24 protein-coding genes are annotated in these 26,213 nt (G+C 65.5%); 12 read left to right on the top strand and 12 right to left on the bottom strand.

The genetic code is table 11. The features are described from left to right. Positions 1–56 precede the first annotated feature (56 nt). Positions 57–1,025, top strand: a complete 969-nt coding sequence (locus Q0105_RS02415) for a helix-turn-helix domain-containing protein (RefSeq protein ID WP_298208344.1) — start codon at positions 57–59, stop codon at positions 1,023–1,025. A 217-nt stretch (positions 1,026–1,242) separates the two neighbouring features. Here the strand turns inward: Q0105_RS02415 and Q0105_RS02410 are convergent, their stop codons facing one another. Then, the gene (locus Q0105_RS02410) at positions 1,243–1,632 is read right to left on the bottom strand and encodes an Hsp20/alpha crystallin family protein (protein ID WP_298208342.1); all 390 of its coding nucleotides are present in this window, start codon (positions 1,630–1,632) and stop codon (positions 1,243–1,245) included. A 95-nt stretch (positions 1,633–1,727) separates the two neighbouring features. Here Q0105_RS02410 and Q0105_RS02405 point away from each other — a divergent pair, with 95 nt between their 5' ends. Further along, complete coding sequence (locus Q0105_RS02405) at positions 1,728–3,077, top strand: branched-chain amino acid ABC transporter substrate-binding protein (RefSeq protein WP_298208340.1); 1,350 nt, start codon at positions 1,728–1,730, stop codon at positions 3,075–3,077. Positions 3,078–3,099: 22 nt separating this feature from the next. Here Q0105_RS02405 and mltB read toward each other — a convergent pair whose 3' ends face one another. The 4 genes from mltB to Q0105_RS02385 all read right to left on the bottom strand — a co-directional run bounded on the left by mltB (position 3,100) and on the right by Q0105_RS02385 (position 8,613). Then, positions 3,100–4,062, bottom strand: a complete 963-nt coding sequence (gene mltB / locus Q0105_RS02400; RefSeq protein ID WP_298208338.1) for a lytic murein transglycosylase B — start codon at positions 4,060–4,062, stop codon at positions 3,100–3,102. Between the two features lie 132 nt (positions 4,063–4,194). Further along, complete coding sequence (locus Q0105_RS02395) at positions 4,195–6,243, bottom strand: DUF3488 and transglutaminase-like domain-containing protein (protein ID WP_298208336.1); 2,049 nt, start codon at positions 6,241–6,243, stop codon at positions 4,195–4,197. 271 nt (positions 6,244–6,514) lie between these two features. Then, a complete protein-coding gene (locus Q0105_RS02390; RefSeq protein ID WP_298208335.1) occupies positions 6,515–7,549 on the bottom strand; it encodes a DUF58 domain-containing protein in 1,035 nt (344 codons plus the stop codon). 143 nt (positions 7,550–7,692) lie between these two features. Beyond that, positions 7,693–8,613, bottom strand: coding sequence for a MoxR family ATPase (locus Q0105_RS02385; protein WP_298208333.1), 921 nt, complete (start codon positions 8,611–8,613; stop codon positions 7,693–7,695). A gap of 102 nt (positions 8,614–8,715) precedes the next feature. Between Q0105_RS02385 and Q0105_RS02380 the strand changes: the two genes are divergently transcribed. From Q0105_RS02380 to Q0105_RS02350, 7 genes are all read left to right on the top strand, one after another. After that, a complete protein-coding gene (locus Q0105_RS02380; RefSeq protein ID WP_298208410.1) occupies positions 8,716–9,621 on the top strand; it encodes a histone deacetylase family protein in 906 nt (301 codons plus the stop codon). A gap of 162 nt (positions 9,622–9,783) precedes the next feature. Further along, positions 9,784–10,569 (top strand): enoyl-CoA hydratase, encoded by a 786-nt coding sequence (locus tag Q0105_RS02375; RefSeq protein ID WP_298208331.1) that lies wholly within the window; start codon positions 9,784–9,786, stop codon positions 10,567–10,569. A gap of 11 nt (positions 10,570–10,580) precedes the next feature. Next, positions 10,581–11,918 carry a mechanosensitive ion channel domain-containing protein gene (locus tag Q0105_RS02370; RefSeq protein ID WP_298208329.1) on the top strand — a complete coding sequence of 446 codons (1,338 nt, stop codon included), beginning with the start codon at positions 10,581–10,583 and terminating at the stop codon, positions 11,916–11,918. A 215-nt stretch (positions 11,919–12,133) separates the two neighbouring features. After that, the gene (locus Q0105_RS02365; protein WP_298208327.1) at positions 12,134–12,889 is read left to right on the top strand and encodes an electron transfer flavoprotein subunit beta/FixA family protein; all 756 of its coding nucleotides are present in this window, start codon (positions 12,134–12,136) and stop codon (positions 12,887–12,889) included. After that, a complete protein-coding gene (locus Q0105_RS02360) occupies positions 12,890–13,822 on the top strand; it encodes an FAD-binding protein (RefSeq protein ID WP_298208325.1) in 933 nt (310 codons plus the stop codon). Positions 13,823–13,906: 84 nt separating this feature from the next. Continuing rightward, positions 13,907–15,697, top strand: coding sequence for an acyl-CoA dehydrogenase (locus Q0105_RS02355; RefSeq protein WP_298208323.1), 1,791 nt, complete (start codon positions 13,907–13,909; stop codon positions 15,695–15,697). A 214-nt stretch (positions 15,698–15,911) separates the two neighbouring features. Continuing rightward, positions 15,912–16,865 carry a nitronate monooxygenase family protein gene (locus Q0105_RS02350; RefSeq protein ID WP_298208321.1) on the top strand — a complete coding sequence of 318 codons (954 nt, stop codon included), beginning with the start codon at positions 15,912–15,914 and terminating at the stop codon, positions 16,863–16,865. Positions 16,866–16,968: 103 nt separating this feature from the next. Here the strand turns inward: Q0105_RS02350 and Q0105_RS02345 are convergent, their stop codons facing one another. The 3 genes from Q0105_RS02345 to Q0105_RS02335 all read right to left on the bottom strand — a co-directional run bounded on the left by Q0105_RS02345 (position 16,969) and on the right by Q0105_RS02335 (position 20,077). Beyond that, positions 16,969–17,979, bottom strand: a complete 1,011-nt coding sequence (locus Q0105_RS02345) for a cytochrome d ubiquinol oxidase subunit II (protein WP_298208319.1) — start codon at positions 17,977–17,979, stop codon at positions 16,969–16,971. Between the two features lie 10 nt (positions 17,980–17,989). Beyond that, positions 17,990–19,363 (bottom strand): cytochrome ubiquinol oxidase subunit I, encoded by a 1,374-nt coding sequence (locus Q0105_RS02340; protein ID WP_298208317.1) that lies wholly within the window; start codon positions 19,361–19,363, stop codon positions 17,990–17,992. Positions 19,364–19,459: 96 nt separating this feature from the next. Continuing rightward, the gene (locus tag Q0105_RS02335; protein WP_298208315.1) at positions 19,460–20,077 is read right to left on the bottom strand and encodes a GbsR/MarR family transcriptional regulator; all 618 of its coding nucleotides are present in this window, start codon (positions 20,075–20,077) and stop codon (positions 19,460–19,462) included. A 208-nt stretch (positions 20,078–20,285) separates the two neighbouring features. Between Q0105_RS02335 and Q0105_RS02330 the strand changes: the two genes are divergently transcribed. Next, positions 20,286–21,422 (top strand): acyltransferase, encoded by a 1,137-nt coding sequence (locus Q0105_RS02330; RefSeq protein WP_298208313.1) that lies wholly within the window; start codon positions 20,286–20,288, stop codon positions 21,420–21,422. 94 nt (positions 21,423–21,516) lie between these two features. Here Q0105_RS02330 and Q0105_RS02325 read toward each other — a convergent pair whose 3' ends face one another. Both Q0105_RS02325 and rnk read right to left on the bottom strand, forming a co-directional pair. Then, positions 21,517–21,900 (bottom strand): hypothetical protein, encoded by a 384-nt coding sequence (locus Q0105_RS02325; RefSeq protein WP_298208311.1) that lies wholly within the window; start codon positions 21,898–21,900, stop codon positions 21,517–21,519. A 61-nt stretch (positions 21,901–21,961) separates the two neighbouring features. Then, entirely contained in the window at positions 21,962–22,375 is a 414-nt protein-coding gene (gene rnk, locus Q0105_RS02320; RefSeq protein ID WP_298208309.1) for a nucleoside diphosphate kinase regulator, read from the bottom strand. Positions 22,376–22,502: 127 nt separating this feature from the next. On the opposite strand from rnk, the gene Q0105_RS02315 reads away from it, so the two are divergent. Continuing rightward, entirely contained in the window at positions 22,503–23,636 is a 1,134-nt protein-coding gene (locus tag Q0105_RS02315) for a PA0069 family radical SAM protein (RefSeq protein WP_298208307.1), read from the top strand. A 177-nt stretch (positions 23,637–23,813) separates the two neighbouring features. On the opposite strand, the gene Q0105_RS02310 is transcribed toward Q0105_RS02315, so the two are convergent. Further along, positions 23,814–24,860 carry a sodium-dependent bicarbonate transport family permease gene (locus Q0105_RS02310; RefSeq protein ID WP_298208305.1) on the bottom strand — a complete coding sequence of 349 codons (1,047 nt, stop codon included), beginning with the start codon at positions 24,858–24,860 and terminating at the stop codon, positions 23,814–23,816. Between the two features lie 86 nt (positions 24,861–24,946). Between Q0105_RS02310 and Q0105_RS02305 the strand changes: the two genes are divergently transcribed. After that, positions 24,947–25,852, top strand: a complete 906-nt coding sequence (locus Q0105_RS02305) for a LysR family transcriptional regulator (RefSeq protein WP_298208303.1) — start codon at positions 24,947–24,949, stop codon at positions 25,850–25,852. A gap of 6 nt (positions 25,853–25,858) precedes the next feature. Here the strand turns inward: Q0105_RS02305 and Q0105_RS02300 are convergent, their stop codons facing one another. Beyond that, positions 25,859–26,146 carry a GNAT family N-acetyltransferase gene (locus tag Q0105_RS02300; RefSeq protein WP_298208301.1) on the bottom strand — a complete coding sequence of 96 codons (288 nt, stop codon included), beginning with the start codon at positions 26,144–26,146 and terminating at the stop codon, positions 25,859–25,861. Positions 26,147–26,213 lie beyond the last annotated feature (67 nt).

The following is a 26,213-nucleotide window of genomic DNA, read 5'->3' as shown; positions in this document are numbered from 1 at the left end:
GCCGATAATTCGGCGACAACCACACGGCATCGCCTGTACGACGATTGGAGACACCCATGGCACACACCCTGACCGAGGTATCGACCGACACCGTGGCACCGCGCGACCGCCTGCACCTGTGGGGCGATGCCGTGTGGCGCCTGATTGGCGGCCTGGAATCCGATGCCTTCGGTGACGATGCGTTTGCCGGGCACATCACCTCGGGCCAGGCGGGCTACGTGAACCTGTGCCAGCTCGACGTGAGCCGTCACCGCGTGGTGCGCACCCCCAGCCTCATCCGGGCCAGCGACCGGGCCTACATCAAGGTGGTGGCGCAACTTGAAGGCCGCGCCTGCTTTGAGCAAAACGGCCGCCAGGTGTGGCTTTCGCCGGGCGAGTGGAGCGTGTACGACACCACGCGCGCCTATGCGGTCAGCAACCCCGAGTCCGTGCGCCAGATGGTGCTGATGATTCCCAAGGAACAACTGCCCGAGCGCAGGCTCAAGCTCGACGACCTGATGGTGCAGCGCTTTTCAGGCACCACGGGGGTTTCGCGCCTGGCGTGGGACACCATGCGGGCCGCGTTCTCCGAGCTGCCCACCATGTCCGACGCAGCGGCCGACGGCGTGGCCGATGTGATCACGCACCTGGTGCAGCTATCGCTGCTGGAGCGCAATGGACAAGAGAGCGCCGTGTCGCAGCGCGAGGCGCTGCGCGACCGCATCGGCCAGTACATCGACCGCCACCTGGGCGACCCCGAACTCACCATCGACCGCATTGCGCAGGCGCTCAACTGCAGCAAACGCCACCTGTACAACGCGGTGGCCGATGAAGAGGACACCCTGGCCGCCATGATCCAGCGCCGCCGCCTGGAGGCTTGCCTGCGCGACCTGCGCAGCAGCGCGCAGGCGCAGCGCTCGGTGACGGACATCGCGCTGTCTTGGGGCTTCAGCAACAGCGCCCATTTCAGCCGCGTGTTCCGCGCGCATGTGGGCTGCAGCCCCAGCGCCTACCGGGCGCGGTCTGCTGAGGCCCTTACGCACTGATATTGGTGAAAGCCCATGAAAAAGCGCCCCTGCCGTTTGCGGCAGGGGCGCTTTTTATTCAATGAGCAAAACGGAGTGAAAGAGCGGAACGGAATAGAACAAAACCGTTCACGCTGAGCCTGTCGAAGCGCCGCGCAGGGCTTCGACAGGCTCAGCCCGAACGGTTCTTGGGTTCTTGTTCTGGGTGCTTATCTTGTTTGTGAAATGCGCGCGGCTGTCAGTGAATCGCGAGCGTGGTGGCCTTGCTCACGGGTTCCAGCTTGGCCAGGGTTAGCGTGAGCACGCCGTTTTCCAGTTGGGCGCTGCTGTTGGCGGCGTCGATGTCGGCGGCCAGTTCCCAGGCGCGCTGCACCTGGCGCGGGGCGCCTTCCACGCTGGAGATGCGCACCACATTGCCTTCAATGCTGATCGAGAGTTGCTCGCGGGTCAGGCCCGGCACATCGAGCTGCAAGGTGGTGGTTTTTTCATCCTGGGTGACGTTGCAGCCCGCAGAGCGTGCGGCAACGGGCTCTGCGAGCGCGCCCATCAGAAAACGCTGCAATGCCAGGTCGGCGGAACGGGGAGCCTGGGCGTAGGCGGCGCGGCGGATCACAGGGGTGAAGATCATGAGGGTAACTCCTATACACTGCGCGGCTCTCGACGTGGTTGCCGCATGCCAAGGAGTTGTGTACGGCCACGTGGCTTTTCAAGGGAAGAAGTGGCATGAATAAATTGCAATCCGTGGGCTTGAAATCAGGCGCAGCGGCATTACGTCGGACCGTTTGGGTCGCTGCTGTGGCAGCACTGGCCGGTGCTCTGGCCCCCGTGTCCGCCAGCTGGGCACAGGCCTCGGCGCCTGTTGCGGCGGTGGCACAGGCCAAGCCCATCAAGATTGCCCTCATCGAGAGCCTGTCGGGCCCATTTGCCAACACGGGCGAGGCGGTTTTCCGCAACGTGCATTGGGCGCTGGAGCGCGTGAACGCGCGGGGCGGTGTGCAACTGCCCGCCGCCGTGGGCGGCCCCCGCCCGCTGGCACTAGAGCGCTACGACAGCAAGGGCCAGAACGAAGAGGCCTTGTCGGCATTGCGTGCCGCCATTGATGATGGCGCGCAGGTCATCCTGCAGGGCAACTCGTCGGCCACCGCAGCGGTGCTGATCGAGGCCATCAACAAGCACAACGAGCGTGATCCGAACAAGCGCGTGCTCTTTCTGAACTACTCGGCGGGGGACCCGATCCTCACCAACGAGAAGTGCAGCTTCTGGCACTTCCGCTTTGACGCCCATGCCGACATGCGCATGGCCGCGCTCATGGAGGTGATGCGCGAGGACAAGGCGCTCAAGAACGTGTATCTCATCGGCCAGGACTACAGCTTTGGCCAGGCCGTGCTGCGTGAGGCCAAGAAGCAGTTCGCCGCCCAGCGCCCCGACGTGACCGTGGTGGGCGAAGAGCTGCACCCCGTCGGCCGCGTGAAGGATTTTGCGCCCTACGCCGTCAAGATCAAGAGCAGCGGCGCGCAGGCCGTGGTCACGGGCAACTGGGGGAACGATCTGACCTTGCTGGTCAAGGCCGCGCGGGACGTGGGCTACGAGGGCAGCTTCTACACCTTCTATGGCAATGCGCTGGGCGCGCCTGCGGCCATCGGCGACGCGGGCATTGGCAAGGTGGTGGCCGTGGCCGATTGGCTGCCCAACGTGCCGGGTGCGCAGAGCGAGGCGTTCTACCAGTCGTTCCGCACACGTTTCCCCAAGCCGCAAGACGACTACGTGCACATGCGCATGCAGCTCATGGTGGAGGCGCTTGCGCAGGCCGTCGAGCGCGCGGGCAGCACCGACATCGTGGCCATCGCACGGCAGATGGAAAGCGCCAACGTGCAGCTCTCGGGCCAGGGCGGCAGCATGCGCGCGGCGGACCACCAGTTCCAGCAGGCGCTGGTGGTGGGCGTGATGGACAGGAAGGGCGCGCCGGGCGTCAAGTTCGATGTGGAAGGCTCGGGCTACGGTTTTCGCGTGGTGCGCCAGATCACGGCCGCCAAGGCGCAGCAGCCGCACAGCTGTGTGATGCAGCGGCCTTGATGGGCTGCCGCACCGGCCTGTTTTATTGGGCCGCGTTGCGCGCTGCCGCTACCTCGCGCCCCAAATCGATCACCGCCATTGCGTAGTAGCTTGACCAGTTGTAGCGCGTGATGGCGTAGAAGTTTTCGGTGCCTGCCACGTAGCTGGCTGCATCGTTGCCGTTTTGCAGCTCCACCAGTGCCAGCGGGCCGGTGTGCTGCGTGCCTGCTGTGTCGAGCACGGCGCCCTTGGCCAACATACTGGCGGCGCTGAAGGTGGGTAGGATGTCGGGGGCCAGCAGTTCATCGAGCTGCAGGCGCGTGGCATCGAACTGCACGCCAAAGTGTGTGGGCATGCCCGGCGTCCAGCCGTGGCCCCGGAAGTAGTTGGCCACCGAGCCGATGGCGTCGGTCGGGCTTTTGAACAAATCCACGCGGCCGTCGCCGTCAAAGTCCACCGCATAGCGCACCCAGCTTGATGGCATGAATTGCCCCAGGCCCATGGCGCCCGCGTAGCTGCCGCGCGGCTCGAAGGGGTCGGTGTTGCTGCGGTTGGTAAGGCTCAAAAACTGCTCGAGTTCGCGGCGGAAGAACTCGGTGCGCTCCTTGGCGCGCGGGTGGGCCGAGGGGAAGTCGAACGCCAGTGTGGCCAGCGCGTCCATCACGCGGAAGGTTCCCATTTGCTGGCCGTAGATGGTCTCCACGCCGATGATGCCCACGATGATCTCGGCGGGCACGCCGTATTCGCGCTCGGCGCGCTCCAGCGCAGGCTGGTTTTGCTGCCAAAAGCGCAAGCCCGCGCGGATGCGGATGGGTTCGACGAAGCGGCTGCGGTACACGGCCCAGTTTTTGGCCGTGCCCTTGGGCGGCGGGAGCATGAGCTTGGGCACCTGGGGCAGAAACCGCGCCTGGCCGATGGCCTGGCGCACCCATTCGCGGTCCAGATCGCGGCGCGCGGCCAGGTCGTCGGCGAACTGTAGGGCCTCGGGGCGCGATGCGTAGAGCACGGCGGGCTGCTTGGCAGTCGCGGCTGTTTTTGAGGATTTTTCGGGCTTTGCGCTTACTGGTAAAGCGCAAGCAGCTATCAATATTGAAGCAATGATGGCAAGAGGGTGGAGGGTCTTCGGCATGTCCGGGGGTCAAGGTTTGGGCTTGGAAGGCCAGTGCAGTGTGCGGAACTCGCGCTGCAAGTCGTTCAGGGCGGCTTCGGGGTGGGGGGCGTAGCGCAGGCGCTCCAGGCGCAGCAGCCAGTCGGCCACGGCGGCGGCGGGTTCGCCAAATTGTGCCTGCACGCGCTCGGCCATGGCGCGGGGCGGCAGGGTGGGGGGCAGCGCCAGCCCGGCGCGCGCCAGGCGCTGGCGCGTGCGGGCCAGCAGGCGCAGCCAGGGGTCGTGCTGGCTGCGCTCCCACAGGCTCCAGGCCATGCCGCCCAGGGCGGCGGCGATAACCAGGATGCCGAGCACCGTGGTCAGGTCCTGCCAGCTGGGGGATTCAAAGCCCAGCGCCTTGAGCAGGTCGAGCTGGCGGCTTTGGGTGTAGTTGAGCACCCACTGGTTCCAGCCGTTGTTGACGGCCTCCCACACCGCGCGCAGGTTCTGCGCCAGGCCGGGGCTGATGACGGTGCCCATGGCGGCGGCCAGCGCGCCTTGCGGGGCCCGCAGCCGCTGGAATGCGCCGGTGCGCCCTGGGGCCACGGCGCCCGTGGGGTCCACGCGCACCCATCCGCGTCCGGCGATCCAGACCTCGGCCCAGGCGTGGGCATCGCTCTGGCGCACGGTCCAGAGGTTGTCCACTGGGTTGCGGTCGCCGCCCTGGTAGCCGGTGACGATGCGCGCCGGAACATCGAGCGCGCGCATCAACACCACGAAGGCCGAGGCGATGTGTTCGCAAAAGCCTTCCTTGCGGTCGAACCAGAACTCGTCGGCGGTGTGCTGGCCGTACACGCCGGGGTCCAGCGTGTAGGTGTAGCCGCCGGAGCGCAGGCGCGTGAGCGCGGCGTTGACCAGGGCCTCGGCGTGGTTTGCCGACGGGTTGGCTGTGAGCTGCGGGTCGCTCTGCATCTGCTGCGCCAGCGCCAGCGTGCGCGGGTTGAAGCCGGAGGGGAGCTCGGTGTAGGCACGCAGACTGGAGTCGGGCGTGCTGGGACCGTGGGTGAAGTTGGGGTAGCTTTCGGCCTTGTAGCGCACCACCTCAGTGATGGGGCGGCTGCTGAACCACTGCAGGTCCTGCGTCATGAACGCGGACATGCCTGCGATGGCGGGCTTGTCCACGGCGGCGTCGAGCAGCAGCAGCCAGGGGTGCTTGTGGGGCTCCATGGTCACTTCGTAGCGCACTGGTTCGCCGCGCACCTGCAGGTTGGCAGATGCGCCTGGGCGTGACACAGGGATGTCGCCCTGTCGGGCCGAGAGCGGATGCCATTCGCTACCGTCAAAGGTGCCGAACACGGGGCCGCGAAAATACAGCGCGCTTTGCGGCGGGGCGGCGCCATCGGGGGTGTCGAAGCGCACGCGCAGGGCCACGCTGTCATCAAGCGCCAGCTCGGCGATGTTGCCGATCTTCATCACGCCCGACAGCCCGCTGCGCCCTGCCGTGGTGTCGCTGGGCATGCCCCACAGCGGCGCCATGCGCGGAAACAGCATGAACAGCGCCACCATGACGGGTGCGCCCAGCAAAGCCATGGTGCCGGCCGTGCGCAGCGTTTGCGCAAGCGGCGGGCGGCCCACCGGCATGTGGGCGTTGACCAGGGCAGTGAGCAGCCCGAGCAGCGCCACCAGCATGGCAGCGGCGGTGAACAGCGACTGCGAGAAGAAGAAGTTGCTGAGCATCGTGAAGAAGCCCAGGAAGAACACCACCAGCGCGTCGCGCCGCCCGCGCAGCTCCAGCGTCTTGAGCGCCAGCAGCATCACGATCAGCGTCACGCCCGCGTCGCGGCCCAGGATGGTGCGGTGCGTGTACAGCGTGCCCGCCACCGCCAGCACCAGCAGGGCGGCCAGCACCCAGCGCGATGGCAGGGCGCGGCCCTTGTAGGCCAGCCAGCCGCGCCACAGCAGCAAAGCTCCCGCGAGCAGGCTGGCCCACACCGGCAGCACGTTCACCTGCGGCGCGATCACCCAGGCGATCACGCACAGCAGGAACAGCGTGTCGCGCGCGTCGCGGGGCAGGGCTTGGAGGGTTTGGCGCAGGGTCATTGCCGAACCTTGTTGGTGATATGCCTCAGACTTCGCGCCCATGATCCGTTCGGGCTGAGCCTGTCGAAGCCATGTAGGCACGCGGCAAGCCCTGGCTTCGACAGGCTCAGCCCGAACGGATGGGGCGGTATCTGAGGGATGTAGCTAGCCAGGTGACCACGCGAGGCTCGCCAGCGAGGGATAGGTGATTTGCTACCAAAAATATAGCTATTAGCGCTTGTTGAATAAGCGCTAGAGTTCATTTTGATGCTTGAACGGTTCATGGGCAGTGTTAACACAGGGCCAGTGCCTCCAGGCAGCGCCTGCGGTGGGCGGCGCCGGTGTCGGGGGCGATCTCGGCCCCTGGCAGGCGCAGGCCATAGTCCAGGCCCAGCCGGTCGGCCTGCAGCACCCAGGCCGTCAGGCGCGAGACGCGGGCTTCGTGGTCGGGCAGGGCGGCGTGGGCCAGGTCCAGCCACAGCTCATGGCGCTGGGCTTGCTGGGCGTCGCGGCTTACCAGGTCGTCGGTGCCGGTGGCCAGCGACTTGGCGGCTTTTTTCCACACCACCAGCTTGAGCGGGTCGCCGCGCCGGTAGGCCCGCACGCCGTCGAACTCGCCAATGCCCTGCGATGGCGCGCTGCCGGTGCCGCCCGCGCGGGGCTCGCCAGGGGGCAGCGGGGGCGGGGGCACCTCGGGCGTGGGGTAGACCAGCACCTCGGCAGCGGGGCGCCAGTAGGTCCAGACGCGGAAGGTGCCCAGCGGGTACCGCGTCTCGGCGGTGAGTGTGGGCACGCGGTGCAGGCCCCGGCGCGTGGGCTTGAAAGCCACCTGCACGCTGGCCTGGCCCTGGGCGGGCACGTCCGTCCACGCCCAGTGGTGCGGGGCCTTGCCGGTGCCGTGCACCGACAGCGCGATGCCGTAGCGCGGCGACTTGCGTTCGCTGGACAGCTGCAGCTCAAACGCGGTGCTGGTGCCCATGAAGTGTGGCTCGGGCGCCTTCAGGTGCAGCGTGAGGCCCCGCAGGTTGGCGTGGCAGATGTGCATGCCCGCCACCGCGCTGCCCGCCAGCAGGAAGGTGAGCAAATAGCCCAGGTTGAGCTGGTAGTTGATGGACGCCACCAGCAGCACCAGCAGCGTGAGCGCCAGCATCCAGCCCGCGCCCGTGGGCAGGATGTACACGTTGCGCTGGGTGAGCAGCAGCGTGTCGTTGAGCGGCAGCCGGGCCTGCCACCAGCGCTGAAAGCGCCTGCGCATCGACGCCAGCGGGTTCAGCCGTGCCAGGGCCGCGCGCCAGGGGGCAGCGGGGTGGGTGGAGGCGGATGTCATTTCAGTGGTTCATGGTGCTGCGTGTCGTCAGCAGCCATCGAAACCGGCGCAGTCTCGGCGAGGGACGCCGAGCAAGGGCCGCCCCGCAGCGAGGGCGTCGTCCCCCTTGGGGGAAGGCGCGAAGCGACTCAGGGGGGCTTCCTTCATGGCAACGGCACGGCGTCGATCATGGCGCGCACCTGCTCCACCGCACCGCGCCCGGCGTCGCCCACGGGCACCAGGCGGTGGGCAATGGTCTGCGGCAGGATGGCCTGCACATCGTCGGGCGCCACGTAGTCGCGCCCTTCGATGAGCGCCTGGGCCTTGGCCGCGCGCAGCATCGCAATGCCCGCACGGGGCGACAGCCCCTGCAGAAACCAGCGGCCCGAGCGCGTGGCGGCGATCAAATCTTGCACATAGTTGAGCAGCGGCTCGGCCGCGTGCACCGCCTGCACCTGGCGCTGTAGATCGATCAGCTCGTCGCCCGACAGCAGCGGCAGCAGGCTGCTCACCATGTCGCGCCGGTCGGCACCGGCCAGCAGCAGGCGCTCGGCCGCGCGGTCGGGGTAGCCGATGGAGATGCGCATCAAAAAGCGGTCGAGCTGCGACTCGGGCAGCGCAAACGTGCCCAACTGGTCGTGTGGGTTCTGCGTGGCGATCACGAAGAAGGGGTGGGGCAGGGCGCGGGTTTCGCCCTCCACCGACACCTGCTTTTCCTCCATGGCTTCGAGCAGGGCGCTTTGCGTCTTGGGGCTGGCGCGGTTGATCTCGTCGGCCAGCAGCACCTGGGCGAACACCGGGCCGGGGTGGAACACGAAGGCCTCCTTGCCGCGTTCGTACACCGAAACGCCGGTCAGGTCGCTGGGCATCAGGTCGGCGGTGAACTGCACGCGCGCGAACTGCAGGCCAAAGGTGTGCGACAGCGCATGCGCCAGCGTGGTCTTGCCCACGCCCGGAACGTCCTCGATGAGCAGGTGGCCGCCCGCGAGCAGGCAGGCCACGCAGTCCTGTACCTGGGCCTGTTTGCCCACAATCACCGTGTTAAGCTGATCCAGAAGCGATTTGATCTTGTGCTGTGCATTCATGGCACTGACGTTATCCGAAAAATCACGAAAAATGCGACGCGCGGGGACAAGACAGTGAGCAAGACGGGCTATTTCACCCACCGGGATTGTTGGATGCACGAGATGGGCCCAGGGCACCCCGAGTGCCCTGAACGGCTCGACGCCATCGAAGACCGCCTGCTGATCACCGGCGTGGCCGACGCGCTGGAGCGCTACGAGGCCCCTGAGGCCCCGCTGGCCGACGTCGAGCTGGCGCACGGCCGCATGCACATCGCGGCGCTGCGCGGGCTGTCTGACCGGCTCAACGAAGAACTGATGGCCGGTGGCCCCAGCTACGCGCAGATCGACACCGACACCTCCATCAACGCCCACACCTGGAAAGCCTCGCTGCGCGCCGCCGGGGCTGCATTGGCCGCCACGGATGCCGTGATGGCGGGCGAGGTCGAGAACGCGTTTTGCAGCGTGCGCCCTCCCGGCCACCACGCCTGCCGCGACAAGGCCATGGGCTTTTGTTTCTTCAACAACGTGGCCGTGGCCGTCAAATATGCGCTGCAGCGCTACAACCTGCAGCGCGTGGCGGTGGTGGATTTCGACGTGCACCACGGCAATGGCACCGAAGACATCCTGGCCAATGACCCCAGGGCGCTGATGGTCAGCATCTTCCAGCACCCGTTCTACCCCTACAGCGGCGACCACGACCCGGCCCCCAACATGGTCAACGTGCCTGTGCCCGCCTACACGCGGGGCATGGACATCCGCGAAATCATCGAAATGATGTGGATGCCCCGGCTCGAAGCCTTCAAGCCCGAGATGATCTTCATCAGCGCGGGCTTCGACGGCCACCGCGAGGACGACATGGGCCAGCTTGGCCTGACCGAACAGGACTACGCCTGGATCACCCAGCGCGTGAAGGACGTGGCGCGCCGCTATTCCAAGGGCCGCATCGTCTCGTGCCTGGAGGGCGGCTACGTGATGGGCCCGCTGGCGCGCAGCGTGGAGACGCATTTGCGGGTTCTTGCGGACTTGTGACAATCTCCGCCTTGCCACTTCGGGCCTTTCACCGGGTCCCGCATTCGAGTACGTCCCCATCCGTTCACGCTGAGCCTGTCGAAGCGCCGCTCAAGGCTTTGACGGGCTCAGCCCGAACGGTTACTGCCTGCTGGCCGTTGATTGGTTTGAGGAGCCGATGACATGATGAATTCAGACAGTGTGTTGCAGACCACCCGCGACACGCGCGGCGTGGTCACCCTGACCCTGAACGACCCCACCCGTTTCAACGCACTGGGCAGCGAGATGCTGGCCGCGTTGCAGCAGGCACTGGACGGCGCGGGCCGCGACGACGCGGTGCGCGTGGTGGTGCTGGCGGCAGCGGGCAAGGCCTTTTGTGCGGGCCACAACCTCAAGGACATGGCCGCCAACCCCGGTCTGGCGTACTACCAGAAGCTGTTTGCGCAGTGCAGCCGCATGATGCTCACCATCCACAAGCTCAGTGTGCCGGTGATCGCGCGCGTGCAGGGCATGGCCACGGCGGCGGGTTGCCAACTGGTGGCGCAGTGCGACCTGGCCGTGGCGGCCGACAGCGCCAGTTTTGCCACCAGCGGCATCCACTACGGCCTGTTCTGCGCCACGCCCAGCGTGCCGCTGGTGCGCAACGTGCCCGCCAAGCGGGCCATGGAGATGCTGCTCACCGGGGATTTCATCGACGCGCCCACCGCACTCGCGCAAGGGCTGGTGAACCGTGTGGTGCCCGCCGACGCGCTGGATGCCGAAGTGGAGCAACTGGTGCAGGCCATCCTGCAAAAGCCCCGCGTGGCCGTGGCCATGGGCAAGGCCCTGGTGTACCAGCAGCGCGAGCTGGGCATCGATGGCGCCTATCAACTGGCGGGCCAGGCCATGGCCACCAACATGATGGACGAGGCGGCCCAGGAGGGCGCGCGCGCCTTCGCTGAAAAACGCCAGCCCGCCTGGAAACGTTGAGGCACACCACGATGGACAAACCGATGCTGGACAACCTGGACCTGTGGGTACAGTCATTTTTGAGCCCCACCGTGCTGGTGGAGCTGGCGGCCCTGGCGGTCTGCACGGTTTTGGCCTGGGGGCTGGTGGCGCTGCTGCGGCGCAGCCTGCACAAGGGCGACCCGCGCTCCATCCTGTTTGGTGCGCGCATCGTGGACGGCGCCCTGTTTCCGCTGTTGTTGCTGAGCCTGGCCTATGTGGCACGCACGCTGCTGCACCATTGGATGGAGCTGGCGGCCTTCCACCTCGTCATACCGGTGCTGGTGGCGCTGGTGGTGATCCGCATTGGCGTGAAAGTGTTGCAGGCCGCCTACCCGGACTCTGCCTGGGTGCGGCCCATCGAGCGATCCATTTCCTGGATCGCTTGGCTGGCCATGGTGCTCTGGGTGACCGGGCTCTTGCCGCTCATCCTGAACGAGCTGGACCAGATCCGCTGGAAGGTTGGGGGCACCATGCTGTCGGTGCGCACCATGATCGAAGGGGCTTTGACGGCGGGTGCCGTGCTGCTGATCGCGCTGTGGATTTCCGCCGTGATCGAGGCGCGCCTGCTGCGTTCGGCCACCGGGGCCGAGCTGTCGCTGCGCATGGCTGTGAGCAACGCCGTGCGCGCGCTGCTGGTTTTTGTGGGGCTGATGTTCGCCCTGTCGGCCGTGGGCATCGACCTCACGGCGCTCTCGGTGCTGGGCGGCGCGGTAGGCGTTGGTATCGGCTTCGGCCTGCAAAAGCTCGCGGCCAACTATGTGAGCGGCTTCGTCATCCTGGCCGAGCGCAGCATGCGCATCGGCGACAACGTGCGCGTGGATGGCTTTGAGGGCCGCATCACCAACATCAATGCGCGCTACACCGTGGTGCGCTCGGCCGTGGGCCGCGAGTCCATCGTGCCCAACGAGATGCTGATCACCCAGCGGGTGGAAAACCTGTCGCTGGCCGACCCCCGCGTGTGGCTGTCCACCGTGGTGAGCGTGGGCTACGACAGCAACGTGGAACTGGTGACCCAGTTGCTCACCGAGGCTGCCAACGTCAACAGCCGCGTGCTGCGCGACCCCGCTCCCAGTGTGGCGCTGTCGGCGTTTGGTGCCGACGGGCTGGAGTTCACCGTGGGTTTCTGGATCGCCGACCCCGAAAACGGCACGCTGGGCCTGCGCTCGGACATCAACCGCGCCATCCTGACGGCTCTGCGCGCGAACAAGATCGATATTCCGTATCCCCAGCGGGTTGTGCATGTGCAGGTGGATGGGGGCGCGCCACTGGCCCCGCTGGCGCCTGGCATGCCTGCCACCCCGGTGTCCGCACCTGCATCCTCGGGGTAGGCCGCCCCACAAGGTGCAGGGCATGGGTATCCCTTGCGACAAAAACCGCTGGACAGCGACCCGGCGCCCTGGCCTATAATCCATAAAAAGCACGATCGTTCTTTTTTGATCGTGCAATATCTGTGTTCCGGCCATGTAGCACTTTCGCTGCAGTGCGGCATAGAATGTTCTAGTTTACGTAAACGTCAATTCAACCAACTCTAGGAGCCGCAGCAATGAAGGTCTTGGTCCCTGTCAAGCGCGTGGTGGACTACAACGTGAAGGTCCGCGTCAAGTCGGACAACACGGGTGTGGACATCGCCAACGTGAAGATGAGCATGAATCCCTTTGACGAAATCGCCGTCGAAGAGGCCGTGCGCCTGAAAGAAAAAGGCCTGGTGACCGAAGTCATCGCAGTCTCTTGCGGCGTGGCCCAGTGCCAGGAAACCCTGCGCACCGCCATGGCCATCGGCGCCGACCGCGCCATCCTGGTGGAAACGCCTGCCGACCTCGACCTGCAGCCCCTGGCCGTGGCCAAGCTGCTCAAGGCCCTGGTGGACAAGGAACAGCCTTCGCTCGTCATCCTGGGCAAGCAGGCCATCGACGACGACGCCAACCAGGTCGGCCAGATGCTGGCTGCCCTGGCCGATCTGCCCCAGGCCACGTTTGCCAGCAAGGTCGAACTGGCTGCCGACAAAGTCAGCGTGACCCGTGAAATCGACGGCGGCCTGGAAACCCTGGCCCTGTCGCTGCCCGCCGTGATCACCACCGACCTGCGCCTGAACGAGCCCCGCTACGTCACCTTGCCCAACATCATGAAGGCCAAGAAAAAGCAGCTCGACACCGTCAAGCCCGAAGACCTCGGCGTGGACGTCACGCCCCGCCTCAAGACCCTCAAGGTCAGCGAACCCGCCAAACGCGGTGCCGGTGTCAAGGTGGCCGACGTGGCCGCCCTGGTCGAAAAACTCAAGAACGAAGCGAAGGTGATCTAAATGTCGGTACTCGTTATTGCTGAACACGACAACGCGTCCATCAAGGGCGCCACGCTCAACACCGTGACCGCGGCTGCCGCTTGTGGTGGCGACGTGCACGTGCTGGTGGCTGGCCACAACGCTGGTGGCGCTGCCGCCGCTGCGGCACAGATCGCCGGTGTCTCCAAGGTCATCCACGCCGACGCTGCGGGCCTGGCCCACGGCCTGGCCGAGAACGTTGCAGCCCAAGTGCTCGCCATTGCTGGCAACTACAGCCACATCCTGTTCCCCGCCACTGCTGGCGGCAAGAACGTGGCGCCCCGCGTGGCTGCCAAGCTCGACGTGGCCCAGATCAGCGACATCACCAAGGTGGTGAGCGCCGACACCTTCGAGCGCCCCATCTATGCGGGCAATGCCGTCGCCACCGTGCAAAGCGGCGACAGCGTGAAGGTTGTCACCGTGCGCACCACGGGCTTTGACGCCGCAGCCGCCACCGGTGGCTCCGCTGCCGTTGAAACCGCAGCCGCAACCGCCGATGCGGGCAAGAGCACCTACGTGGGCAGCGAGATCGCCAAGAACGACCGCCCCGAGCTGACCGCCGCCAAGATCATCGTCTCCGGTGGCCGCGCATTGGGCAGCAAAGAGAAGTTCGACGAAGTCATGACCCCCCTGGCCGACAAGCTGGGTGCTGCCATCGGCGCCAGCCGCGCTGCTGTGGACGCGGGCTACGCACCGAACGACCTGCAAGTGGGCCAGACGGGCAAGATCGTGGCGCCTCAGCTGTACATCGCGGCCGGTATCTCGGGCGCCATCCAGCATTTGGCCGGCATGAAGGACTCCAAGGTGATCGTAGCGATCAACAAGGACCCTGAGGCTCCGATCTTCAGCGTGGCTGACTATGGCCTCGAAGCTGACCTGTTCACGGCAGTGCCTGAGCTGGTCAAGGCGCTGTAAGGCGGCGCAACGGCATCAAGGCCCCAAAAGGCATCGCTTGCGATGCCTTTTTTTTGACGAAATTTCGCTTTTTCGGAGACACCCATGAGTTACACCGCCCCCGTCAAGGACATGTTGTTCGGCATCGAGCACCTGGCTCGCATCGAACAGATCGCCCAAATCCCCGGCTTTGAAGATGCAGGCCTCGATACGGCCGCCGCCGTGCTGGAAGAGTGCGCCAAGTTCAACGAGGGCGTGCTGGCTCCGCTCAATTTCGAAGGCGACAAGAACCCATCGAGCTGGAAAGATGGCGTGGTCACCACCACCCCCGGCTTCAAGGACGCCTTCCGCCAGTACGGTGAAGGCGGCTGGCAGGGCCTGCAGCACCCGGCGGACTTCGGCGGCCAGGGCCTGCCCAAAACCATCGGCGCGGCCTGCATCGAGATGAGCAACAGCGCCAACATGAGCTTTGCGCTGTGCCCGCTGCTGACCGATGGCGCCATCGAGGCACTGCTCACGGCGGGCAGCGATGAATTGAAGGCCACCTACCTCGAAAAACTGGTCACTGGCCAATGGACCGGCACCATGAACCTGACCGAGCCCCAGGCGGGCTCCGACCTGGCCCTGGTGCGCTCGCGCGCCGAGCCTCAGCCCGACGGTACCTACAAAATCTTCGGCACCAAGATCTTCATCACCTATGGTGAGCACGACATGGCCGAGAACATCGTGCACCTGGTGCTGGCCCGCGTGGCGGGTGCGCCCGAGGGCGTGAAGGGCATCAGCCTGTTTGTGGTGCCCAAGTTCATGGTGAACAAGGACGGCACGCTGGGCGCGCGCAACGACGCGCACTGCGTGAGCATCGAGCACAAGCTGGGCATCAAGGCATCGCCCACCGCCGTGCTGCAGTTTGGCGACAACGGCGGTGCCGTGGGCTACCTGGTCGGCCAGGAAAACCGGGGCCTCGAATACATGTTCATCATGATGAACGCCGCCCGCTACGCCGTGGGCATGCAGGGCATCGCGATCTCCGAGCGCGCTTACCAAAAGGCCGTGCAGTACGCCAAAGACCGCGTGCAAAGCCGCCCCGTGGACGGCAGCATCAACGCCAGCGCCGCCATCATCCACCACCCCGACGTCAAGCGCATGCTCATGACCATGCGCGCCACCGTGGAAGGCTGCCGCGCCATGGCCACAGTGGCCGCTGCTGCGTTTGACGCCGCGCACCACCACCCCGATGCCGAGACGCGCAAGCAGAACCAGGCGTTCTATGAGTTCATGGTGCCGCTGGTCAAGGGCTACAGCACCGAGACCAGCCTGGAAGTGACCAGCCTGGGCGTGCAGGTGCATGGCGGCATGGGCTTTATCGAAGAAACCGGTGCCGCGCAGTACTACCGCGACGCCAAGATTTTGACCATCTACGAAGGCACCACCGCCATCCAGGCCAACGACCTGGTGGGCCGCAAAACGGCGCGCGACGGCGGCCAGACGGCCAAGGGCATTGCCGCGCAGATCGAGAAAACAGAAGCCGACCTGTTGGCCAGCGGCACGCCCGCCGCCCTGGCCGTGGCCAAGCGCCTCACCGCAGCGCGCAAGGCGCTGCTCGACGTGATCGACTTCGTGGCCGGTGGCACCAAGGCCCACCCCAACGCTGTGTTTGCGGGCAGCGTGCCTTACCTGATGCTGGCGGGCAATGTGGTGGCGGGCTGGCAACTGGCGCGCAGCCTGCTGGTGGCGCAGGACCTGTTGCAAAAGGGACAGGACGAAGCCTTCATGCGCGCAAAAATCACCACGGCCCAGTTTTATGCCGAGCACATCCTCGTAAAGGCTCCTGGCCTGCGCGACAGCATCGTGGAAGGCGCCGCCAGCGTGACCGAGCTGGCGCTGGAATCCTTCTGACGCGGATGTGTATTCACAAATACAAATCCGTTCACGCTGGGCCTGTCGAAGCGCCGCGCGAGGCTTCGACAAGCTCAGCCCGAACGGGTCTGGTTGATCGATTGAACCCGATCCGCATCGCAAGGGATCTTGCTATAAAAAAGATAGCTGTTTGCGCTTGATGAATAAGCGCTAGAGCCCTATTTGATCTAAAATTTTTCAGGAAGTCGTTGCCATGTCCAAACTGCCTCCCGTGTTGCAAAACCTGTCGCTGCCCGTCATCGGCTCGCCGCTGTTCATCATCAGCAACCCCAAGCTCGTGATCGAGCAGTGCAAGGCCGGTGTGGTGGGCTCCATGCCCGCGCTCAACGCGCGCCCCGCTGAGCTGCTTGAAGAATGGCTGGCCGAGATCACCGAAACCCTGGCGGCCTACAACAAGGCCAACCCCGACAAGCCCGCTGCGCCTTTTGCCATCAACCAGATCGTGCACAAGAGCAACGACCGGCTGGAGCACGACATGCAGGTCTGCGCCAAGTACAAGGTGCCGATCATCATCACCAGCCTGGGCGCCCGCGAGGACGTGAACCAGGCCGTGCATGCCTGGGGCGGTGTGGTGCTGCACGACATCATCAACAACAAGTTTGCCCACAAGGCGATTGAAAAAGGCGCCGACGGCCTGATCGCCGTGGCGGCCGGTGCTGGCGGCCATGCGGGCGTGAAGAGCCCGTTCGCGCTGATCCAGGAAATCCGCCAGTGGTTCGACGGCCCCGTCGCGCTCAGCGGCTCCATCGCCAGCGGCGACGCGGTGCTGGCGGCGCAGGCCATGGGCGCCGACTTTGGCTACATCGGCTCGGCCTTCATCGCCACGCACGAGGCGCGCGCGAGCGACGCCTACAAACAAGGCATCGTGGACGGCAACTCGGACGACATCGTCTACAGCAACCTGTTCACCGGCGTGCACGGCAACTACCTGGCGTCCTCGATCCGTGCAGCGGGCATGGACCCCGACAACCTGCCCGAGTCCGACCCGAGCAAGATGAACTTTGGCGGCGACGCCAAGAAGGCCTGGAAGGACATCTGGGGCTGCGGCCAGGGCATCGGCGCCATCAACGCGGTGACCAGCACGGCCGAGCTGGTGGCCAAGCTGCGCCGCGAGTACGAGGCGGCGCGCGCACGCCTCAAGCTGTAAGCGGACGCAGGCCCTGACGCTTGCGATTTGCTATCTAATTAATAGCTTCTTGCGCAATACCATCAAGCGGCAGGGCCTGTTTTGTTTCAATGCTGCGGGCCACTCACAGCCCGTAGGTCAGCTCCCGCGCCTTGCCCCAGAACACGCGGTACATGAAGATCGTGTAGATGATGATCGCGGGCAGCGTGATAGCCACGCCCACGCCGATCACGATCAGCGACTCGGTGGCGCTGGCCGCCTGCCAGACGGTCAGGCGGTCGATCACGATGTAGGGGTACAGGCTGTACGCCAGCCCGAAAAAGGCCAGCACGAAGATCACCACGGTGGCCACGAACACGATCCACCCATAGCCCGCCTCCACCACGCGGGGCGAGCCCAGCACGTGGCGGATGGCGAAGAACGCCGCCACGCAGGCCAGCGGAATGGGCAGCAGGGCAAACAGCTCGGGCAGCACGAACCACTTGGCGAACACGGTGTGGCTGACCAGGGGCGACGCCAGCGAGATGCCCATGAGCGCGAACCCCATGGGCCAGAGCACGCCCTGGCCCCAGCGCATGGCCTTGCGCTGCAGCTCGCCATCGGTCTTCATGAGCAGCCAGCCCGCGCCCAGCATGGCGTAGGCGGCGGGCAGGGTGATGGCGATGCCCGCTGAAAACAGCAGGCCCCAGGTGTCGTTCTTGAAGCCGGTGATGTAGGCGCCCAGCATCCAGCCCTGCGCCAGGGTGGTGACGAGCGAGCCCGCCGCGAACAGGCGGTTCCAGGTGGTCTTGTGCGTGTCGCGCGCCTTCACGCGGAAGTCGAATGCCACGCCGCGCACGATCAGGCCGATCAGCATCACCGTGGCGGGCAGGTACAGCGCCGACAGCACCACGCCGTGCGCCATGGGAAAACAGATCAGCAGCACCCCCACGCCCAGCACCAGCCAGGTTTCGTTGGCGTCCCAGAAGGGGCCGATGCTGGACACCATCACGTCCTTTTCCGCATCGGTGGCAAAGGGCAGCAGGATGCCCACGCCCAGGTCGTAGCCGTCCAGGATCACATAGGCCAGCAAGGCCAGGCCCATGATGGCCATGAAGATCAGCGGAAGGGCCGTGGTCCAGAAGCTCATGTCCATGTCTCTCTCCTTAGATGGGGCGCGGTGCCTGGGGTGCCACTGGCGCGGCTGGGGCTGCGGGCACGGCCGAGTGCTCGGCCATGTACTTGATCACGCCGACATAGGCCAGCAACAGCAGCACATACACGGTGAGGTAGGCAGCCAGCGTGCCGGCCACCATGCCCGGCGGGTGCTGGGCCACGGCCTCGGAGGTGCGGAACACGCCATAGACCAGGAAGGGCTGGCGGCCGATCTCCGTCACGTACCACCCGGCCAGCGTGGCCACCCAGCCCGAGAACGTCATGCTCACCAGGGTGAACAGCAGCAGGCGTGGCAGCGGGGCGGTGGCGCCTTGCTTGCGGCGGCGAAACAGCACAAAGGCGCCCCACCATGCCACGGCCAGCATCAGCATGCCCATGCCCACCATCACGCGAAAGCCCCAGAACACGGGCGCGACGGGCGGGTGCGCGTTGGGAAACTCGTTGAGGCCCTTGAGCTCGGCGTCGATGTCGTGCGCCAGGATCAGGCTCGCGGCCTTGGGGATCTGGATGGCGTAGTCGGTGCGGCCTTCCTTCTCGTTGGGCAGGCCGAACAGTGTGAGCGGCGCGCCCTTTTCGGTGTGCCAGATGCCTTCGATGGCGGCGATCTTGGCGGGCTGGTGTTTAAGGGTGTTGAGGCCGTGCAGGTCGCCCATGAAGATCTGCAGCGGAATGGCGATGGCCACGGCCGTGACGGCGGTGCGCAGCGCCTTGCGCGTGCCCTCGTTCGCCGTGCCTTTGATGAGCTGCCAGGCGCTCACCCCCGCGATCAAAAAGCCCGCCGTGAGGGCCGAAGCCAGCAGCTTGTGGCCCAGGCGGTAGGGGAATGAGGGGTTGAACACGATGGCCAGCCAGTCCACCGCGTGGAACTTGCCGTCGATGATTTCATAGCCCACGGGCGTCTGCATCCACGAGTTCAGGCTCAGGATCCAGAACGCCGACAGCGTGGTGCCGATGGCCACCATCAGCGTGGCGATGAGGTGCACGCGCTCGGACACCCGCCCCCGGCCGAACAGCATCACACCCAGAAAGGTGGCCTCGAGGAAGAACGCCGTGAGCACTTCATAACCGAGCAGCGGCCCGGCGATGTTGCCCACATGCTCCATGAAGCCCGGCCAGTTGGTGCCGAACTGAAAGCTCATGGTGATGCCCGAGACCACGCCCATGGCAAAGGTCAGCGCGAACACCTTGGTCCAGAAGTAATAGGCCTGCCCCCAACCCTCGGCGGCCGGTGTGCCGCGCGTGGCCGAGTGGCGCAGCCTGAAGAACACCAGGAACCAGCACATCGCGATCGTGATGGTCGGAAACAGGATGTGGAAACTGATGTTGGCCGCGAACTGAATGCGCGACAGCATGAAGGTGTCCATGGTCAAACTCCGTGGTTATTCAGACCGAGATGCGTTTAAAAATACAAATCCGTTCACGCTGAGCCTGTCGAAGCGCTGCGCGAGACTTCGACAGGCTCAGTCCGAACGGTTCTTGTCTATTGAGCGCAAACTGGTATCAGTGATCTTTTTGGCTGCGCTGCCTTTTCCGGTCAGTCTGTCCTTCAATTCGAGCACCCGCGTCACGGCTGTGCCCATGCCCATCAGTTGCATCGCCGTCTCGGGTGCGAGGCGCTGCACGTCGTCAAACCAGGTCATGAGCCGGTCGATCAGCTCGTGCATGTCGCGCATGCGTTCCTGGGCATAGCGCTCCTCGTCCGAGGTGGGCTCCTCCAACAGCGCCATGCGCAGCATCGACAGCGTGGGCTCGATCTCGCGGCGGCGGCGCTCCTCGGCCAGCACGCGGAAGATCTCCCACACGTCCTTGGGCGCCTCAAAGTATTCGCGCCGGTCGCCCGGCTGGTGGCTGAGCTTGACCAAGCGCCAGGCCTGCAGCTCCTTGAGCCCCATGCTCACGTTGGAGCGCGAGAACTCCAGCGTCTCGGCAATCTCGTCGGCGTTGACCGGGCGCGGCGACAAAAAGATGAGCGCATACATCTGGCCCACGGTGCGGTTGATGCCCCAGCGACTACCCATTTCTCCAAAATGCGCCACGAATTGACGGTTCAAGGGAGGAAGTGTCTTGATGTAAGTCATGGAAGTGTATTGTGCTCTCTTTTTTCTGAGTTTTCAGTAAATGCTGAAAATTCAGAACCCATTGGTGCATGCATAGGAACCGCAGAGACACCATGGCGACACGGCGGCTGCACGATAGGCATGCAGAAATTGCGCTGGCGACGGACAATACCCGGTTCGCCCCTGGGGGATTACCACCTCCTGACCGGTTGATTCCACCCAGAACAATATGCCCTCCACCACCATCCGCACGCCGCTGATCGACATGGCCAAGGGCCTCGCGTGCGCCGCCATCGTCTGGCACCACCTGGCCTTCTACGGCCCGATGTCGGACATCGCCCAGCCATTGGCTCCCGTGCTGATGGCCTGGCTGTACGACTACGGGCGCATGGCTGTGCAGGTGTTTCTGGTGCTGGGCGGCTACCTGGCAGCGAGCAGCCTGGCGCCGCAGGGCGTGGCACGTTTCGACCATGCGGGCAATGCCATCGCCAAGCGGTTTGTGCGGCTGGTGGTGCCGTATGCCGTGGCGCTGCTGCTGTCGGTGGTGGTGTCGGCGCTGGTGCGCGCATGGATGGAACACCCTTCGGTGCCCGAGCAGCCCACCTTGTCCCAACTGCTGGCCAACGCCCTGCTGCTGCAGGACATCGTGGGCGAGGGCGCCTTGTCGGCCGGGGTTTGGTATGTGGCGATCGACTTTCAACTGTTTGCACTGAGCGTGTTGCTGCTGGCGGGTGTGAAGGCGCTGCCGGGGACGTGGGCGCAGCGGCATGCGGGCCTGCTGGCGCAGGTGCTTGTGGTGGCAGGCGTAGCGGCCTCGCTGTGGGGGTTCAACCGCATGGGCCACCTCGACATGTGGGCGCTGTATTTTTTTGGCTCCTACGGGCTGGGCATGATGGCCTGCTGGGCCGTGCGTTCGCCCCCACTGCGCCAGGGGCACCAGGCGCTGGGCTGGTTGGCGGCCATCGTGCTGCTGGGCGGCATGGCGCTTGCCATTGATTTCCGGGGCCGCATCGTTGTGTCCACGGTCACGGCGCTGTGCCTGGTGCTGGCGCTGCGCAGCGAGCGCCTGCGGTCATGGTCCGGCATGGCGCCGTTGGTGCAACTGGGGCAGATGTCGTATTCGGTGTTTTTGGTGCACTTTGCGGTGTGCCTGCTCGCCAACGCCGTGGTCAGCCATCTGTGGCCGGATTCGCCGGTGCTCAACGCGTGGGGCATGCTGCTGGCTTTTGCACTCTCGCTGGCCGCCGGGCGGGTGCTGTATCTGCGGGTGGAGCGCCACGTACCTTCATGGACCACGGCGCTGCGCTGGCAGGTGGGGCTGGTGGGGACGGGCATGCTGGTGGCGGCGTCGAGCCACTGGGCATGAGGCCGAACAGCCTTTAAAAAACACACCACCGGGCTGCGCTGGGCTTCGACAGACCCGAACGGCATGGGCCGGTGCCTGGCCCCTTGTGTAGGTTTTACCCGAGCCGCTTGCGCTCCCGGCGCTTGCGCTGCCGGTCCAGAAACCAGGCCATGAAGGGCAGGATCAGCATCGATCCGGGGACCACCCAGATGAAAAGATAAGGACTCACGGATGACGCCGATCGCATCACCCCGCGCAGGTGGGCGCGTTCGTCGGCCGTCCAGTTGCCTTGGCGGCGCTGCTGCACCAGCCACACCACCGAGCCCTTCATCGTGGCCATCTCGCGCTGCAGGCGGCTTTTCTCGCGGCTGTTGCCCGCCAGGAACGAGCAAAACCACTCGGGCGCCCGCTCCATGCGGGTCTGGTAGGCGAGGGTGGAGTCCGGGTCGAACGCGCCGGTAGTGGTTGGGGGCGTTTCGGGCGGGGGCGGCGTGGTCATGGCGACCGCCATTGTCACTGCTGGGGCTCGCCACGCCAAGCCGCTTGTTGGGGGCCGTGCCTCAGCGGTGCAATTCGCCCGCGCTTTCGGGCTGGTAGAGGATGTCTTTCACCCGCACCGTCATCGGCTTGCCGCCCGGCCCAGGCCAGGCGAGTTCGTCGCCCACCGACAGGCCCAGCAGCGCGCTGCCCACGGGCGCGAAGATCGAGAGCCGGTCGGCGCTGCCGTCCGCGTCGCGCGGGTACACCAGGGTCAGGCAGAACTCCTTGCCCGTCTCCAGGATGGAAAACTGCACGGTGGAGTTCATGCTCACCACGTTGGGTGGCATTTCATCGGGTGCCACCACGTCTGCCCGGTCCAGCTCGGCCTGCAGATCGGCTTTGCCGGGGAAGACGCTGGCCGGGATGGCGGCCAGCAGGGCCTCGATGCGGTCAACATCGAGTGACGACAGGATGATCTGGGGCTTGCGCGCCATGGCGGTACCTCTGGGGTCAAAGCGCGGGACTGTAGTGCATCGCCAATCTCGCACTGCCACGCGCGGGCATTCGTTGCGCTGTCGAACGTCTGCATAAATCCTGCAATAACTGTATATTTATACAGTTATGAAATCGCACCCACCCGCATCCGAAGACATCCGCATCCCCCTGCACGCCATCCGTGGCCGGGGCGCTGCCACGGCCATGGCGCACCGGTTTGTGCGGGACCAGCGCGAGCCGGTGGACGATGGCTGGGGCTGCGGCGACGAGGGGCTGGAGGGCGGAACGCCCGCACCCGGCACCCGCGTGCACCTGGAGACCGCCCGCAGCGCCCTGTGCGCCAACGACTCGCCCGACATTTTTTTCGAACTCTCGGTGAACCCCTACCGGGGCTGCGAGCATGGCTGCATTTACTGCTATGCGCGGCCCACGCACAGCTACCTCAACCTGTCGCCGGGGCTGGACTTTGAGACCCAGATCATCGCCAAACACAACATCGCCGCCGTGCTGCGCGGCGAGCTTGCCCAGCCGCGTTATGTGCCCCGGCTGCTCAACATCGGCTCGGCCACCGACTGCTACCAGCCGGTGGAGCGCGAGCTGAAGCTCACCCGCAGCGTGATCGAGGTGATGCGCGATGCGCGCCATCCGTTTTCACTCATCACCAAGTCGAGCGGTGTGGAGCGCGACCTGGATCTTTTGGCCCCGCTGGCCGCGCAGCGCCTGGCAGCGGTGTACGTCACCATCACCACGCTCGACGCCACCCTGGCCCGCCGCATGGAGCCGCGCGCCGCCGCGCCGCACCGGCGCCTGCGCACCATCCGCACGCTGGCCGAGGCGGGCGTGCCCGTGGGCGTGAGCGTGGCGCCGCAAATCCCCTTCATCACCGAAGACATGGAGCAGGTGCTGGAGGCCGCGCGCGATGCGGGTGCGAAGAGCGCCTTCTACACCGTGCTGCGCCTGCCCTGGGAGCTGGATGTGCTGTTTCGCGAATGGCTCACGGTGCACTACCCGCAGCGCGCCGCCCGCGTAATGGCGCGTGTGCAGGACCTGCACAACCTCACCAGCGAAGAGCGCGGTGCAGGCAAAACCTATGACAGCGACTTTGCCCGCCGCATGAAGGGCAGCGGCCTGTGGGCCGACCTGCTGCGCCAGCGCTTTGCAGGCACCTGCCGCAGACTGGGCCTGAACCGGGAGCGGGTGGAACTGGACTTGACCCAGTTTCGCCCCGGTTTGCTGCGGGGGCAGAGCAGCTTGTTTTGATGTGCACCGGACGCGTACACAGCTCTACATGCATGCACATACGCAACCCATGGCAAAAAAATTGATTCAAATCGGTGCCTAGCGCTTATTCAACAAGCGCTATAAGCTATCAAATTGATAGTATTTGTACAAAACAAGCGGCAAGAGCGGGCAGTGTTGTTGCGCCCAGCGCGCTGATCACCCCAGCCACACCCGCTGCACCACCTGCGTGTACAGCGGAATGCCCAGCACGATGTTGAGCGGAAACGTCACCCCCAGCGACAGGCTCACATACAGCGATGGGTCGGCCTCGGGGATGGCATAACGCACCACGGCAGGCACAGCGATGTAGGACGCGCTGGCCGCCAGCACCATCAGCAGCACGGCGTCACCCATCGGCACGGCCACCAGCCATGCCAGCGCGAGCGCCAGGCTGGCATGCGCCAGCGGCCCCAGCACCGCATAGGCCACCAGCCAAGGCGATTGCTGGCGCACGGCGGGCAGGTTGCGCGCGGTGGCCAGCCCCATGTCCAGCAGAAACAGGCACAGCATGCCCTTGAACAGGTCGCCCGAAAACGGTTGCATCGCCGCCTGGCCCGCATCGCCTGTCACCAGCCCGATCACCATCGCACCCAGCAACAGCAACTGCGTGCCGTCGGTGAACGACTCGTGCAGGATCTTGCCCACAGACAGGCTGCGCCCCGGCGTGCCCGCCACGCCGCCAACGTTGCCCAGGGCAGGCGCACCGACGATGGCAGGTTGCCAGCCGCCAATGGCGGGTGCCGTGGCTTGCTGCGGCTGCCGCCGCAGCGCATTGGCCAGCATCACCGCCAGGATGATGGCGGGCGACTCCATCAGCGCCATCGCCGCCGCCATGTAGCCGCCGTAGGGCACCGATTGCGACTCCAGGTACTGCGTGGCCGTGACAAAAGTCACCGCGCTGACCGACCCATAGGTGGCTGCCACGGCTGCCGCGTTGAAGCCCGACAGCACGCGCCGCAGCAGCATATAGCCCACCAGCGGCACCACCACGGCCAGCAGCACCGCCAGCCCCAGGCTGCTGGCCACGTTGGGCGTAAAGCCCGACGCGGCCAGTGCGAAGCCACCCTTCAGGCCCAGCGCCATCAAGAGGTAGATCGACAAGAACTTCGAAATGGCCGCAGGCATCTCCAGGTTTGAGCGCACCAGGCCCGCAAACACCCCGAGGGCAAAAAAAAGGACCGCAGGGTCCAGCAGGCTTTGCATGATTCACTTCCTTTGCCGCCGATGCTAGGGGGCAAGCGGTGCAAAGTAAAATCGATTCGAATGCAGCTATCCATAGATAAAACTCTATGAACATCACTTTTCGCCAACTGCGGCTGTTCCTGGCGCTGGCCGAAACCGGCAGCGTCAGCGCAGCAGCCAAGGTCATGCATGTCACGCAGCCCACGGCCTCGATGCAACTGCGCGAGGTGACCCAGGCCGTGGGCATGCCACTGTACGAAGTGGTATCGCGCCGCGTGTACCTCACCGAGGCCGGGCTGGCCCTGGCCCGCACGGCGCGTGCTATTGCTGGCGAGTGGGATGCGTTTGAGCAGCGCGTGTCTGGCGCCAAGGGGCTCACCAGCGGCCGCCTCAGGGTGGCCTTGGTCAGCACCGCCAAGTACTTCATTCCCCGCTTGCTGGGCAGCTTTTGCAAGCTGCATCCGCAGATCGACATCTCGCTCGAAATCCTCAACCGCGACCATGTGATCACGCGGTTGCGCAGCAATCTGGACGACCTCTATGTCATGTCCATGCCGCCTGGTGATGTGCCGTTGGAGGACCAGATCCTCATGCCCAATCCGCTGGTGGTCATCGCCCCGGCGGGGCACCGGCTGGCGCATGGCAAGCGCGCCACGCTGGCGCAATTGCAGGGCGAACGCTTCATCCTGCGCGAAAAAGGCTCGGGCACCCGCATGGCCACCGACGCCCACTTGCGCCAGCTGGGTTTTGTGCCCAGTGCCGTGCTGGAGCTGGGTAGCAACGAGGCCATCAAGGAGTCTGTGGAGGGACAACTGGGCGTGTCCATCGTCTCCCGCCACGCCCTCGGCGCCCATCACGAGGGGTTGGCTGTCCTCAACGTGCGGGGTTTTCCTATCCAGTCGCAGTGGCACCTGGTCTGGCCCCGAGGCAAGCAGCTGTCACCGATCGCGGAGGTGTTCAGGGAGCACTTGCTCAGCGAGGCGAAGGGGTGGATGGGGGCGCAGTCGGCGTGAGCCGAGCTACACCAGCACGTCGCGGATGGCAGGGGTTTTGTCGAACTGCGCCTTGGCGAAGGGGCACAGCGGCAGAACCTTCGTGCCCGTGGCACGCGCCCATTCCACCAGCGCGTTGAGCAGCGCGCGCCCCACGCCTTGCCCGCTGAGGGATGCGTCCACGTCGGTGTGATCAACGATGATCATCGTGGCGTTGGTGCGGCTGTAGGTCATCTCGGCAAGACGCTGCCCGTCTTTCTCGACGTAGAAGATGCCTTTGGCATCGTTCTCCAGGTGCTTGATGGCGTGTTCCATGGCTTCAATGGGGGGAGAGAGGGAGGGCCCCATGTTAGAGCATGAGACTGCCCGCACATGGCACAAG

The sequence above is a fragment of the Acidovorax sp. genome (assembly GCF_027492855.1).
Lineage (GTDB): Bacteria > Pseudomonadota > Gammaproteobacteria > Burkholderiales > Burkholderiaceae_C > Acidovorax.
This window is presented reverse-complemented; position numbering and strand designations above follow the sequence as displayed.

Coding starts and splice junctions, on each gene's coding strand:
- Q0105_RS02315 (WP_298208307.1), top strand. CDS start 22,503: ATGAAATCGCACCCACCCGCATCCGAAGACATCCGCATCCCCCTGCAC.
- Q0105_RS02375 (WP_298208331.1), top strand. CDS start 9,784: ATGATGAATTCAGACAGTGTGTTGCAGACCACCCGCGACACGCGCGGC.
- Q0105_RS02385 (WP_298208333.1), bottom strand. CDS start 8,613: ATGAATGCACAGCACAAGATCAAATCGCTTCTGGATCAGCTTAACACG.
- Q0105_RS02415 (WP_298208344.1), top strand. CDS start 57: ATGGCACACACCCTGACCGAGGTATCGACCGACACCGTGGCACCGCGC.
- Q0105_RS02340 (WP_298208317.1), bottom strand. CDS start 19,363: ATGGACACCTTCATGCTGTCGCGCATTCAGTTCGCGGCCAACATCAGT.
- Q0105_RS02380 (WP_298208410.1), top strand. CDS start 8,716: ATGGGCCCAGGGCACCCCGAGTGCCCTGAACGGCTCGACGCCATCGAA.
- Q0105_RS02305 (WP_298208303.1), top strand. CDS start 24,947: ATGAACATCACTTTTCGCCAACTGCGGCTGTTCCTGGCGCTGGCCGAA.
- Q0105_RS02390 (WP_298208335.1), bottom strand. CDS start 7,549: ATGACATCCGCCTCCACCCACCCCGCTGCCCCCTGGCGCGCGGCCCTG.
- Q0105_RS02310 (WP_298208305.1), bottom strand. CDS start 24,860: ATGCAAAGCCTGCTGGACCCTGCGGTCCTTTTTTTTGCCCTCGGGGTG.
- Q0105_RS02355 (WP_298208323.1), top strand. CDS start 13,907: ATGAGTTACACCGCCCCCGTCAAGGACATGTTGTTCGGCATCGAGCAC.
- Q0105_RS02330 (WP_298208313.1), top strand. CDS start 20,286: ATGCCCTCCACCACCATCCGCACGCCGCTGATCGACATGGCCAAGGGC.
- rnk (WP_298208309.1), bottom strand. CDS start 22,375: ATGGCGCGCAAGCCCCAGATCATCCTGTCGTCACTCGATGTTGACCGC.
- Q0105_RS02395 (WP_298208336.1), bottom strand. CDS start 6,243: ATGACCCTGCGCCAAACCCTCCAAGCCCTGCCCCGCGACGCGCGCGAC.
- Q0105_RS02325 (WP_298208311.1), bottom strand. CDS start 21,900: ATGACCACGCCGCCCCCGCCCGAAACGCCCCCAACCACTACCGGCGCG.
- Q0105_RS02345 (WP_298208319.1), bottom strand. CDS start 17,979: ATGGACATGAGCTTCTGGACCACGGCCCTTCCGCTGATCTTCATGGCC.
- Q0105_RS02405 (WP_298208340.1), top strand. CDS start 1,728: ATGAATAAATTGCAATCCGTGGGCTTGAAATCAGGCGCAGCGGCATTA.
- Q0105_RS02360 (WP_298208325.1), top strand. CDS start 12,890: ATGTCGGTACTCGTTATTGCTGAACACGACAACGCGTCCATCAAGGGC.
- Q0105_RS02335 (WP_298208315.1), bottom strand. CDS start 20,077: ATGACTTACATCAAGACACTTCCTCCCTTGAACCGTCAATTCGTGGCG.
- Q0105_RS02370 (WP_298208329.1), top strand. CDS start 10,581: ATGGACAAACCGATGCTGGACAACCTGGACCTGTGGGTACAGTCATTT.
- Q0105_RS02300 (WP_298208301.1), bottom strand. CDS start 26,146: ATGGAACACGCCATCAAGCACCTGGAGAACGATGCCAAAGGCATCTTC.
- Q0105_RS02350 (WP_298208321.1), top strand. CDS start 15,912: ATGTCCAAACTGCCTCCCGTGTTGCAAAACCTGTCGCTGCCCGTCATC.
- Q0105_RS02410 (WP_298208342.1), bottom strand. CDS start 1,632: ATGATCTTCACCCCTGTGATCCGCCGCGCCGCCTACGCCCAGGCTCCC.
- Q0105_RS02365 (WP_298208327.1), top strand. CDS start 12,134: ATGAAGGTCTTGGTCCCTGTCAAGCGCGTGGTGGACTACAACGTGAAG.